The 13718-nt window shown below is 36.5% G+C and carries 9 protein-coding genes; 3 read left to right on the top strand and 6 right to left on the bottom strand.

Annotated features, from left to right (window positions below):
- Positions 1 to 43: 43 nt before the first annotated feature.
- Together pflA and GTH25_RS05740 are read left to right on the top strand one after the other, a co-directional pair.
- Entirely contained in the window at positions 44 to 784 is a 741-nt protein-coding gene (gene pflA / locus GTH25_RS05745) for a pyruvate formate lyase 1-activating protein (RefSeq protein WP_036938126.1), read from the top strand.
- A 355-nt stretch (positions 785 to 1139) separates the two neighbouring features.
- Entirely contained in the window at positions 1140 to 2045 is a 906-nt protein-coding gene (locus GTH25_RS05740) for a BPSS1780 family membrane protein (protein ID WP_164530383.1), read from the top strand.
- 105 nt (positions 2046 to 2150) lie between these two features.
- Here the strand turns inward: GTH25_RS05740 and GTH25_RS05735 are convergent, their stop codons facing one another.
- Together GTH25_RS05735 and allD are read right to left on the bottom strand one after the other, a co-directional pair.
- A complete protein-coding gene (locus tag GTH25_RS05735) occupies positions 2151 to 4271 on the bottom strand; it encodes a pentapeptide repeat-containing protein (RefSeq protein ID WP_164530382.1) in 2121 nt (706 codons plus the stop codon).
- A gap of 224 nt (positions 4272 to 4495) precedes the next feature.
- Positions 4496 to 5545 (bottom strand): ureidoglycolate dehydrogenase, encoded by a 1050-nt coding sequence (allD, locus tag GTH25_RS05730; protein ID WP_164530381.1) that lies wholly within the window; start codon positions 5543 to 5545, stop codon positions 4496 to 4498.
- Between the two features lie 404 nt (positions 5546 to 5949).
- Here allD and GTH25_RS05725 point away from each other — a divergent pair, with 404 nt between their 5' ends.
- Positions 5950 to 6282: a hypothetical protein gene (locus GTH25_RS05725; protein WP_083629081.1), complete on the top strand. Its 333-nt coding sequence runs from the start codon at positions 5950 to 5952 to the stop codon at positions 6280 to 6282.
- A gap of 114 nt (positions 6283 to 6396) precedes the next feature.
- On the opposite strand, the gene serS is transcribed toward GTH25_RS05725, so the two are convergent.
- The 4 genes from serS to GTH25_RS05705 all read right to left on the bottom strand — a co-directional run bounded on the left by serS (position 6397) and on the right by GTH25_RS05705 (position 13614).
- Entirely contained in the window at positions 6397 to 7686 is a 1290-nt protein-coding gene (gene serS, locus GTH25_RS05720; RefSeq protein WP_069368177.1) for a serine--tRNA ligase, read from the bottom strand.
- Between the two features lie 117 nt (positions 7687 to 7803).
- Positions 7804 to 9153, bottom strand: a complete 1350-nt coding sequence (locus tag GTH25_RS05715; RefSeq protein ID WP_075672551.1) for a replication-associated recombination protein A — start codon at positions 9151 to 9153, stop codon at positions 7804 to 7806.
- A 7-nt stretch (positions 9154 to 9160) separates the two neighbouring features.
- The gene (lolA, locus tag GTH25_RS05710; protein ID WP_075672453.1) at positions 9161 to 9769 is read right to left on the bottom strand and encodes an outer membrane lipoprotein periplasmic chaperone LolA; all 609 of its coding nucleotides are present in this window, start codon (positions 9767 to 9769) and stop codon (positions 9161 to 9163) included.
- A 113-nt stretch (positions 9770 to 9882) separates the two neighbouring features.
- On the bottom strand, positions 9883 to 13614 hold the full coding sequence (locus GTH25_RS05705; protein ID WP_164530380.1) for a DNA translocase FtsK 4TM domain-containing protein: 3732 nt from the start codon (positions 13612 to 13614) through the stop codon (positions 9883 to 9885).
- Positions 13615 to 13718 lie beyond the last annotated feature (104 nt).

Raw genomic sequence — 13718 nt, 5'->3', positions numbered from 1 at the left:
ACTTCGGGGCCTTTTTATTAGACAGTTTTGGAGTAACCCTGTTATGTCCGTACTTGGTCGTATCCACTCATTTGAATCCTGCGGTACTGTTGACGGTCCCGGAATACGTTTCATTGTTTTCTTTCAAGGATGCCTAATGAGATGCCTCTATTGTCACAACCGTGACACATGGGATACTCATGGTGGGCAAATCGTCACAGTTGATGAACTAATGAAAGAGGCGGTTACCTATCGTCATTTTATGAATGCTTCTGGCGGCGGTGTTACTGCTTCAGGCGGCGAAGCAATTTTGCAAGCAGAGTTTGTACGTGATTGGTTCCGTGCTTGCCAGAAAGAAAATATCCATACCTGTTTAGATACTAACGGCTTTGTTCGTCGTTATGACCCTGTTATTGATGAATTAATGGATGCCACCGACTTAGTGATGCTCGACCTAAAACAAGTCAATGATGAGATCCATCAGAAACTGGTTGGTGTATCAAACCAGCGTACACTTGAATTCGCACGTTATTTAGCAAAACGAGGCCAAAAAACATGGGTTCGTTATGTGGTTGTGCCTGGTTGGTCTGATGATGATGATTCTGCTCATCGTTTAGGCGAGTTTATTAAAGATATGAAAAATATCGAGAAAGTAGAACTTCTTCCTTACCACGAACTCGGCAAACATAAATGGGTAGCTTTAGGAGAAGAATACAAACTCGATGGTATTCATCCACCGTCAAAAGAGACGATGGAAAATGTAAAATCAATTCTTGAGTCTTACGGCCATAAAGTCATGTATTAAGTTTTTCTATTTGAAATTAATTTAAGAAGCAGTGTTTTTAAGCACTGCTTTTTTATTTATAGAGTAAAACTATATTGATACAAGAAAGTTCTATTTTCATTTCACTTTGTTCTTTTCATTTTATGTATCTTATTCTTAAAAAGAATTTCTAAAAATAATGTACCTTTCATGAGATTAATGATTTTTGCGCTATTTTTTATTGTTAAAGATGAAATATATCAACAAACCTAAATCGCCTTTATAAGATTATCCTTAACCTATATTAGCTTTAATACAGTTGATTAATAACAAAACAAAAAGATATTATAGAGGGCTTATATTTATAAACAAAGATATCGGGATTAAGGTACAGGAAATGGAACAAGACAACAATTCATCGCTAACAGAGCCACAAGAGGTATTCACGCCTATTCCTCAAGCTCGAGGTGCCTCAGGTGGTGTTCGCTGGCTAGGACTGGGATGGGATTTAATAAAAGAACGTTTTTGGATGTGGATAGGCGTTATTATTATCTACTTTATTGTTAGCCTTATTATATCGACCATTCTTGGATTTATTCCGCTAATTGGTCCAATTATCTCACCTTTTGTTACTACTGTATTAGCTGCTGGTGTCGTCGCAATTGCTCACCAACAGTATGAAACTCAACGTATTGATGTTGATTCCTTATTTGTTGGTTTCTATAACAAACGTTATCTTAGTTTGATGGGGGCTTACGGTATTAGTTTTCTCATTTTACTTGTAGGCTTTATTCTTGCATTTATCGTCAGCAGTGCCGCCATGATGGATGTTTTTTATGCTATCAATAGCGATTATCCTGAAGAGATTATTGTTGAAATGTTGATGGATAACTCATCTGGATTTATATTATTTTTTGTTATTATTGCTATTTTTGGCACATTGAGTACAGCCGCCTATTGGTTTGTCCCGGCTCTTGTATTAGTCAACGGCTATAAAGCATTCCCTGCGGTTAAAGCAAGCCTTTCAGCCGTAAAAATAAATTTAGCGGGTGGGTTCTTCTTCTTTATTTTACTGTTCTTTATTATCGCTATTAGTGTTATTCCATTTGGTTTAGGGCTATTAATCACTGTTCCTCTTTCTTACACTGCAATGTATGGTTCTTATCGTGATATTTTTTATCACCATAATGTAAGTAGCCAAGGAAATAATGGTGGAATTGGTGGAAATGGTGGAAATGGTGGAAATGGAACAATTTCTCTTAATAAAACCGCTGAATCAAATATTGGTAAATTAGTAAGTTAATCTTCGATTTAATTCATTAAAACGAAGATTAACGTTTTTTAGCCTGCACTCCAACAGTTGATAAATAACTTTGGAGTGCATTATTTCCTTTATTTTAAAGAATCATTATCTCCAATGTAACGGTAAGATTTTATAAAATATATTTTTGAAGTGTTCTTTTCCATAATCACTCATCACTGAAAAAAGCATATCAGTACATTGAAACGCTTTATTTATTCCTAATAGTTTATTACCCCATTTATCAAAATTCCCTCCCATTAACTTTGGGTTTAACTCGTTGGCCTTATTCATTAAAGCATAAGCATACCTTCTTAATATTTCAGGTGAATTTAATTCCATGCCAAATACAGATTCTGATGAGTACTTAATAATTAAAATAGAAAGGCTTAATAAATACTGAGACTTCAGTTTATTATCTGCCGAAGTAATATTAAAAACTTCACAAAGCTTTTGATAATGTTCAATATTTAGAGAGTTTTTTTTAATCTCATTATCTGAAATGCTTAAAAATGGCATAAATATTTCAGCTAGATCTTTTTGTCTTTCGAAATCAATGAGCTTTGCATTAGATGAAGGGGGTATACCTATTAATGCGTAATGAAATTGATAATAAAATTTACTTGATTTAATTAATGATAACCATTTGTTAGATTCGATTTGATTGATTATTTTTTTATAACTATCTTCAAAAATAAGAAAATTAGGTACACTTTGGATCCCATATCTAGGGAACAACTCTAGATAGCTAAACAGCTCTTTATAATTAATTTTACTATATATCTGTAATTTATCTTCTATATAAAGATAAAACTTATTCCAACTCGAATTATTCTCCAGATTATTATTGAATAACATATTAACTATATTCTCGTGATCAATAATGATCTTTTTATTACTACCTATTAAGATATAATTGTAATTACTTTTATCACCCCAATCAACCGCTTTATCACCACAACCAAAAAAAATTGTTTTTGTAAAAGGTTGGATCTCTTCAAGATTAAGATATTTTATATACAATTCTCTTGCTCTATCTTTAATACTTGTATTTTCATGATAAAGTGATAATACCATTAACTTAATGAAGTGATGATTTTTATTTAACATAAAGCTTATTAGTTCATTATTATCAATTATATCTAAATAAAAAGATAAGAAATCTGGGGATAGTTTATCAATATAATTGCTATACTCATTGTTAAAATAAGAGGTATATAAAATTTCAGTAATAAATTTTTTAATAACATCATCTTTGCAAAAGTATTTATTAGAAAAAATATTATCTAATATTAAGCTTAGTGAGATCCCTACATTATTATAATTATTTGAAATAATATGATTAATTTTTAAAAGTAAATCTTTCATTAATGATGTTTTTATTTCAGTATATTTTTCATCTATAGAGCTAATAGTTTTAAATAGAGAACTAATGGTTTCAAATAGAGAATTTTTATTTTTTATTGAATTTAAAAAACTCATATCAAATTCTATGCTTGCATTATCAAGTTTTGCATTTTCAAAGTTAGCAGTTTTCACCTTAATTTTAGCACCACTTAAATTACTATCTATAAAACTCACATTCTCTATATTTTCACATTCTAAATTAGCGTTAGTTAAATCACAATGATTAAACGTTGAATTATTTATTGTTGAAGAATAAAAATCAGATTTAATTAAATTACAATCTTTGAATGTAAATTTACTTATATTACAGTTATAAAATTTTGAATTATATACATCTAGACCACTAATAATACCATCATTAATATCACACTTATGAAAATAACCATTATGAACCTTGTTATTTACAAATAAAAAATCCACTAAATTTTCATTTATAAAATTATTGATATCTTTATTCATAAAATTATAACTTACTCCTCTATTTTTATAATCCTCTATGATCTTTTCTTTTTGTTTTTTTTCTATTTGATTCATTACCAATGATTTCTTTAATTCAATTATACATTTATCTTTATAGGCATATCTTCTCTTAACTTCATTTAATTTTAAAAATAATGACTCATAGTTTTCAATTTTTTCTTGAATAAAAGAGATATCTTTAGAATTCTTCTGTAATTTTAATTCCTCATTTGTTAATTTTATGGTTAATATTTTATCAGCAAGACTAAAATTACGGATAGATGGACTCTTTTCTGCGAGTTCAACAGATAAAACGGCATTTTGTGTGATTTTAACTTTGAGATACGTAAATAAATCATTCATAATTACCACCAATTTAAACCATGAATCAATAAAGATATATACTTCTTTTAATTACTATATAATTAAAAAACTATAATTCATTATTTTTATAATTAACTAAATTTAATTTACTTACTATAATAAAATAACCAACTAAAATAATGGCTGATGAATTATAAATTTAAAAAAAGAACAGTTGATATCACCCTCTCCTGTTCTTTTTTATCGTGAATAGAGGCGTTATATTAACCCGCAAATGGGTCTTTATTGTTATAGGATTTGTTATAAAGCATATCAGATATTAAATAATTATAAATTTCATCAACAATTTCAATGCCTTCTTTCTCGCTTCTTTGCTCTTCTATTTGACTATTCTCACCAGGATAGAGAACTTTATCTACATTCGGTGCAGGTTTAATTGCATTTAATTCGCCCATAACCTGTGAGATATGTTCTCTAAATAGAGTAGCATCAGTAAAGAAAGCGGGATTAATCACAATATGCAATTGACCCAATTCTCGCCCTTGTGTTAAATCGTGATACATCGAACTGACATGTTTACCAAAAGGAAGCCCAAGTAAAACACCAGACAACACATCAACCATCATCATTAAGCCATAGCCTTTAGGGCCTGCAATAGGCAATAACCCTTTTACTGCAAAGGGATCGGTTGTAGATTTACCACTTTCATCAACAGCCCAAGTATCGGGAATATCGATATGGCGTGAACGCGCATCTAACACTTTACCCCATGCCTGCACGGTTGTTGCCATATCAAATGTAATATGTTTATCGCCTACTCCAGGAGCCGAAAAAGCGATAGGATTAGTGCCGTAATAAACTTCTGAGCCACCAAAAGGAACAACCATTGGATCAGATTGGCACAACGAAATACCTACCATACCCGCTTTTGATGCTTGTTCAACAAAGTAAGACAGTGCTCCACTATGACCAATTCGTCTTACACCAACAACAGCAACGCCCTTGTCTTGTGCCATTTTGATAGCACGTTCCATTGCATCTTTCGCTGCAACATGCCCTGCACCATTATCACCATCAAATACAGCGCTACAAGGTCCCGTTTCAGTATAAGTAAAATCAGGACGCTTATTCGTACCCCCCTTACTTATCCGCTCTGCATAATACTCTACACGTACTGCACCATGAGAATGAATACCTTTGGCATCAGCATGGACTAAGACATCAGCCACCGTATCCGCATGAGACTCACTTAATCCTGCATGATGTAATTTATTTTTTATTAATTGATGTAACTGCTGTTTAGAAACTATCATAGAATATGCTCTTTTGTAGGGTTCTAATGAAATAGAAACGTCATAACGTAACTGAGGTAAATTCGAGCGATAGGTATAATTTAGCAACATAAATTAGATATGCCGTGATCAGTTTAACCAACGTAGGATTGCGTTATATTTTTATTTAATCCTACTTTATTTAGTAAGAATTTTTTTATAATCATCTTTTTCTACATTTTATAACTATATTTAGATGACATTAAGAAGGCTAGAAAATCTTTTATTAAGAATAAATGGTGAAAACCTAGCTATCACTTTTTATTTAATTACAATATTATGCTCCCTTTTTATGTTAAAACATCCAAGTTCTTGTACATTCTTTTTGAAAAGTTAAATCTATTTCAGTAGTCTGTAGAAGAATTAAAGTTTTTGGAATAAATAAAATGATAAATAAAGAAATATTAAAAAACTTAAAGTACTTTGAAAAAACACCATTAATTCATTATATTAATTATTCTCTAACTGAAGAGGCAGAAAAGAATATATTAAATGGTTGGTTACCTTCATGTATGGAAGATAAATGGCTCTCTTATAGTATAGAAAATTGTATCTATGTTCACCGTAGTTGGAGTGGACATTTAATGTATAAATTTACTATTCATAATAAAACCATTGATTATATAGAAATTGCAATGGACGATTTTGTTAATATGGAAAACGAAAGAAAAATAGAGATATTTTTTTCTCTATTACCTTATTTATCTAAACCTCATTGAGATATTGTGCATTAAATAAAGATATACCTTTTAATTTCTTTCTATATCATTAAACAAAAACCCCCTGCCTAAGCAGAGGGTTAAATTATTAATACTCAATTAATTAGAGAATTATTAACCGATATATTCTAAACCGTTCATGTATGGACGTAACACTTCTGGAATTTCAATACGGCCATCAGCCATTTGATAGTTTTCCATAATTGCAACTAAAGTACGACCTACAGCTAAGCCAGAACCGTTTAATGTGTGAACTAATTGCGTTTTCTTGTCACCTTTAGCACGGAAACGCGCTTGCATACGACGAGCTTGGAAATCCCAGCAGTTAGAGCATGAAGAAATTTCACGGTAAGTATTTTGAGCCGGAACCCATACTTCTAAGTCATATGTTTTACGAGCGCCAAAACCGATATCACCAGTGCAAAGCACAACTTTACGATATGGCAGATTCAGTAGTTGCAGCACTTTCTCAGCATGGCCCGTTAGCTCTTCTAATGCTTCCATTGATTTTTCAGGATGAACGATTTGAACCAGCTCAACTTTATCAAATTGGTGCATACGAATAAGGCCACGAGTATCACGACCATAAGAGCCTGCTTCTGAACGGAAGCAAGGCGTATGCGCAGTCATTCGCAATGGTAGATCGTCTTCTTCAAGAATAACGTCTCTTACCATATTTGTCACAGGTACTTCCGCTGTTGGAATAAGCGCGTATTGGCTTTCTGCTTCTTCTTCTAACGGTTTAGTGTGAAATAAGTCTTCACTAAATTTAGGTAACTGACCTGTACCGTACAGCGTTGCGTGGTTAACCAAGTAAGGAACATACATTTCTTGGTAGCCGTGCTCTTCTGTATGCAGATTCAGCATAAATTGTGTGATAGCACGATGTAGACGTGCAATTTGACCTTTCATCACAACAAAACGTGAGCCGGTGATTTTCACCGCTGAAGCAAAATCTAAACCATCTGTTAGTTCACCTAAAGTCACATGATCTTTTAATTCAAAATCATAAGTCTTTGGTGTGCCCCAACGAGAAACTTCAACGTTTTCGCTGTCATCTTTGCCATTTGGAACAGCATCGTCTGGCATGTTTGGAATAGTTAAAACGTAATCACGAATTTCCGCTTGAAGCACTTCAAGTTCGGCTTTTGCAGCTTCAAGTTTTTCACCTAACAGGTTAACTTCTTGACGAAGTGGCTCAATATCTTCACCACGCGCTTTTGCCGCACCAATGGACTTCGATCGAGAATTACGTTCTGCTTGCAGGGATTCAGTTTCAACCTGTAACACCTTACGGCGTTCTTCTTGTTGACGGATTTTTTCCACATCGAGGGTGAACCCCCTGCGAGCCAGTTTTTCGGCGACCGCGTCTAGCTCATTACGCAGTAGATTTGGATCGAGCATGCTTATCCTGTGCTTATTGATAGATTAATAAAAACCTTCTCTCCTATCTTATAAAAAGATACCTGAGACAAGGCATAGTTAAGAAATTAATGATAATTTAATAACCTTACCGCATCTTTACATTTTGCGATAGCGTTTTGTAACACTATTTTGATCTTGTTGAGATAGCCAGTCTAATTTCTCTGCAACCTTGATCTCTAACCCTCTTTTTACTGGGTAATAGTACTGCGTATTTGCCATTTCTTTAGGGAAATAGACCTCTCCAGCAGCATAACCATTAGGCTCATCATGAGCATAACGATATTCAGCACCAAGCCCCATTTCTTTCATTAATTTTGTTGGTGCATTACGTAAATGCTCAGGTACATCATAATCTGGCTTACTTTTTGCATCGACAATAGCTGCTTTAAATGCGGTATAAACGGCATTACTTTTTGGTGCGCAAGCCAGATATACAATTGCTTGAGCAATAGCGCGCTCACCTTCTGCGGGACCCACTCGAGTAAAGCAATCCCATGCAGCAATTGCCACTTGCATAGCGCGAGGATCAGCATTTCCCACATCTTCTGACGCAATCGCCAATAACCGACGAGCCACATAAAGCGGATCGCCACCCGCTGTTATGATCCTTGCATACCAATAAAGAGCAGCATCAGGTGCAGATCCCCTGACTGACTTATGTAATGCAGAAATAAGATCGTAAAAGCGATCACCTTTATTATCAAAACGAGCACTACGTTCACCACTGATTTCTGTCAGTAATGCCGGCGTTAATACTCGTATTCCTTGATTATCAACCTCAGCAATATCCGCCATCATTTCAAGTAAATTTAATGAACGACGTGCATCACCATTAACCAGTTGTGCAATCATTTTGCGCGTATCATCTGGCAAGATAATATTACGCCCGCCTAAACCTCGTTCTGGATCGTCTAGCGCTTGTTGTAGCACTTGCTCAATATCAGCTTCGGTTAATGAACGTAATAGATAAACTCTTGCTCTGGATAGCAACGCGGAATTTAATTCAAAAGAGGGATTTTCTGTTGTTGCACCAATAAAAGTGATCGTACCGTCTTCAATATGAGGCAAAAAAGCATCTTGTTGACTCTTATTGAAACGGTGAACCTCATCAACAAACAAGATCGTTCTGCGCCCTGCATTGCGGTTTTGACGTGCAATTTCAATAGATTCTCTGATTTCTTTAATACCCGATGTCACCGCAGATAATCGTTCTATATCAGCTTGCGCGTACCGACCAATGATCTCAGCAAGGGTTGTTTTACCCGTGCCAGGAGGCCCCCATAAGATCATGGAATGCAATTGACCCGCTTTAATTGCTCGAGGTAATGGCTTACCTTCGGCAAGTAAATGAGTTTGTCCGATATATTGTTCCAACGTTTCAGGTCGCATTCTTGCGGCTAAAGGTTGAAACTCATTGCGTGAAAAATCGAGTGATAAATTACTCAAAATATCCTCACTGACGTTGGTCATCCACAGTCACACCCGCAGGAGGTGTAAAGCGAAACGCGGAAGCATCGATTGGCGCAGCAGTCTGTGCAGTCAATTGGTAATTACTGACTTGACCGTCTTGTTCTGTGGCAGCGAATTGCTGAATTTGTCCATTAGGTAATACAGTTATCGTAAAGTGTTTTAAGTTATTTTCTACTTTAGGAGTTAACTCAAAACGATCACCAGACTGTTTTACATCATAGTTTTGCCACTCTTTACTGTCATTACGGGCGATCAGCATAAAAGGCGTATTGGTTGTAGCACTTTCAAGCCAAGTTGCTGTGACTTGCTCGACAAAAGGGTTATAAAACCACAATGTTTTACCATCGGAGATTAGCGTACTCTCATCCGGAGCAGTCATTTGCCAATTAAACAAATCAGGGCGTTGTACTTTTAAACTTCCTTCCCCCTTTTGGATAAGTGAGCCTTCATTGCTGGTCACAGTTTGACTAAAGTTTGCTTGAAAACTATTTACTTTATTTAATCGTTGTTGCAAATCCTGGCGTGCATCAGCCCAAGCGGCTTGGCTACTTATTAATGTCATCGCACACACTGCAAATAATACTTTTTTCATTCTACAAGCCTCGGCATGAGATAACGCCGACATAATGTCGGCGTATAAATTATTGATGATGTTGTGCAGATTACCATGCTATCTCATTAGCTGATAACTGTGTTTTCAAGATATTACATATCTGAAGGTGGTGGTGAAAGTACATCACGAGTATTGTTGTGGTTTGGCGCACTCACAATACCTTGCATTTCCATCTGTTCCACAATTCTTGCCGCGCGGTTATAACCAATTCTAAATTGGCGTTGTACACCAGAAATAGAAACACGTTGTTTTTCAACTACAAATTCTACGGCTTGGTCAAACAAAGGATCAAGCTCTTCACCATCATCATATCCACCGCCACTATTGCCTTCACCTTCTTCGCTACATTTTGTAATGGCTTCAATATATTGAGGACGACCTCGAGCTTTCCAATCAGTTGCTACGGCATGGACTTCATCATCACTAACAAAAGCACCATGAACACGTTCAGGCACAAAGCCATTAGGTGCATAAAGCATATCACCCATGCCTAGTAATGACTCTGCACCACCTTGGTCTAAAATAGTTCGAGAGTCGATTTTACTCGATACAGTAAATGCGATACGGCTCGGAATATTAGCTTTAATTAAGCCTGTAATAATATCAACAGAAGGCCTTTGTGTCGCAAGCACAAGGTGAATACCCGCAGCACGTGCTTTTTGCGCTAAGCGAGCAATCAACTCTTCAACTTTTTTACCTGCTGTCATCATCAAATCAGCAAATTCATCAACGACAACAACAATATAAGGTTCTTTTTCTAACGTTGGTATTTCTGTTGCCATACTGTCGCTTGGTTTCCAGAATGGATCAGGAATAGGACGTGCCATTGCTTCAGCTTCTTTAATTTTTTCGTTATAACCTGCAAGATTACGCACACCTAATGCTGACATTAGTTTATAACGACGTTCCATTTCAGCCACACTCCAACGCAGAGCACTTGCGGCATCTTTCATATCAGTAACAACTTCAGTTAAAAGATGTGGAATACCTTCATAAACTGAAAGCTCAAGCATTTTAGGATCAATCATAATAAAGCGAACATCCTCTGGTTTCGCTTTATAGAGAATGCTGATGATCATCGCATTCACACCGACAGATTTACCTGACCCCGTTGTACCAGCAACAAGTAAGTGAGGCATTTTAGCTAGATTGGCAACAACTGGCTGACCGCCAATATCTTTACCTAAAACAACGGTTAATGGAGAACGGCTATCTCTGAATGCCTCGCTATCTAACAATTCACGCATATATACGGTTTGACGTTTTTTGTTAGGTAATTCCAGTCCTACATAAGGTTTCCCCGGAATAACTTCAACAATACGTACCGCAATAGCAGACAATGAACGCGCTAAGTCGCGCGATAAATTTGATATACGTGCGGCTTTTACACCCGGAGCAAGTTCAAGTTCAAAACGAGTGATAACAGGCCCCGGTGAAATACCAACAACCTTGGCTTTAACTCGGTAATCATTAAGACGTGCTTCAATAAGTTTACCAATACGCTCAAGCTCAAACATATCAACAGGTTCATCTTCTACTGGCGGTGTTGTTAGTAAATCCAGAGAAGGCATTGGTGTTGTTGGCTTTTGCAACGGCCTATCATTACGCATCAACAATGGATGAATTAAAGATTGTTGCTGTTGCTGTTGCTGTTGCTGTTGCTGTTGCTGTTGCTGTTGCTGTTGCTGTTGCTGTTGCTGTTGCTGTTGCTGTGCAAAATGCTGCGCCATATTAGACTGTGGCTCAATACGTGATTGAGGTGCAGCTTGTGGTGTAACAGGTTCAGAAACAATTGGTGTAAATACTGGCTCTATCGGATCTTCATCCAATAGATCATCAATTGGTGAGAATGCCTCTAATGCAGTGAGCTCTCTTTCTAGCTCAATTTTAGGGCTGTACTCTTCCTCTTCTTCATCTCGAGGTGAAATTTGTAAAAATGCATTGCTGGCTGGGTATTCAACTTTTTTCTCAATAGTTTGTGTCGGTTGCGCTGATTGTGAGGCAAACGAATGTTGAATATGAGGCTGATAACCCGTTGTTGCTTGCAATGAAGGCGCTGATGTTAATATTTGAGGTAAAACCTCATCTTCGTCATCATCTAACGAAACATCATCGCCATAACGATCCTGCAATTGTTGCTTAAATTGTGCTGCCAACTGTTGCTGATATTGCTCATCTTCATCAATATCGTTGTTATTTTCTTCTGTGGAAGAGAATGTATTCGCGGTAACTGTTGGCTCATCACGATATTCATCTTGTTGATGACCAAATGAAGATATTGGTGTTGTGATACTTGGCTGATGAGGCTCAATAATATCTTCAGGATCAGTACTATCGTTTTCACCATAACGTTCACGTTGCTGTTCGAGGAATTGCTGGCGCAACTCTTGTTCGAAATTTGCTTGTTCTTGAATATCAGCTAACTCATCTTCAGGTTCAGACTGAATAGCCTCTTCACGACGACGTAATTCAGCTTCGCGTTGTGAAGGAATATGAATGCCATAAAGCTCACGACGTGTAGGCAACCGCACTGGATTTGGGCGAGGTAATTCAGGGCCTAATCCTTGTTTAACTTGAGAACCATGGCTAACAAGAGCACTAGTCGTCACACCAGCTACCACCGTAGCTGCTTGTGTTAAAGAGTCTGTATCAGGTGCTAGCGAGAATGTAGGTTCAACTTCTTTGCCTGCTGGCATAAAACTATCTGTTGATACAGATGATGGCTGTGCCATAGGTTCATTTTCAACATATGGCATTACAGAAGGTGTACTTTCTTCTGGTATCGAGGAGAAAGCAGAACCCTGAGGAGCATTCACTTCTGATTGAGCTTCTTTTTTTAAAAATGCTTCTGGAATATCAAAACGATAATGTTCTGGTTCTTCTGTATGAGTTGGTTGCGAAACGGGTGCTGACACAAGAGGAGCTGGTTGCGGTTGCGTCAATGTTTGTACATGTTCATCTGCTATATCATTAGTTGCAGAGAAAGATGGCAAATCATCTTCTTGTTCTGCTTTAGGTTGTAATGCGTCTGTCTCTTGCTGACGAGCTAGTTCAAGTGCTGAAGGTGCAGAAAATAAAATATCATCACTCTCTTCTGTTCCTAATTCAGATTGCTGATTTTCTTTTTGATTTGAATTTTCAGCTATTTCTGTAGCAACATCTTGAGTGCCATCTTCCTCTTCTTCATCTGCGTAATCAGCTTCATTTTGGCCTCTATTGGTAATAAAACCAACACTTCCCAAAATAACGGCACCAATTTTTTCTGTGATTGTTAACCAAGACCAACCAGTAAACAGAGTAAAACCAATAGCCCAAACAGATAACAGGGCAAGAGTAGCGCCTAAAACATTAAACCACGGCAATAGAGCTTTGCTAAACAAGCTTCCAATTACACCACCAGAGCTGAAATTATAGATATCATCAAAATTAAGATCAGCTAATGCACAAGAGGTAAAGATCAGAGCCAAGGCACCAATCGTGCGAAGTGCAAGGGAAAAGAAGTCGGTGTATTCACGGTTTTGTTGGTAGCGTAGAGAATTCCAGCACCCAAAAACCACGACGACAGGAATTGCATAGGCAAGTAAACCAAATGCAGAAAATAGAATATCAGCTAACCATGCTCCGATACTGCCGCCTAAATTCTGGATAGGCTCATTCCAAGTGGTTTGTGACCAGCTAGGATCAGAGGGATGAAAGCTAAGTAATGAAACCATTAAAAAGACAGCGCCAATGCCGATAAGGATGAGAATAGCCTCCCAAATACGGCGACGGTTGCTTATCTTTGTTAAACGAATATTTTTATCTTCTGTATATTCCTGGCTCAAAGAGGGCTCTCCAGGTTTAACTTAGGGTGAATTAAAACGGAACAACGCTGAGATGTCCCAGCGTTGAAACTGTATGCATAAACAGGAGTGTACCTAAATTTTTC

The organism is Proteus terrae subsp. cibarius (genome assembly GCF_011045835.1).
In the GTDB taxonomy this organism is placed as follows: domain Bacteria; phylum Pseudomonadota; class Gammaproteobacteria; order Enterobacterales; family Enterobacteriaceae; genus Proteus; species Proteus cibarius.
Note: the sequence above shows the minus strand (reverse complement) of the source record. Positions and strands in the feature narration are given on the sequence as shown.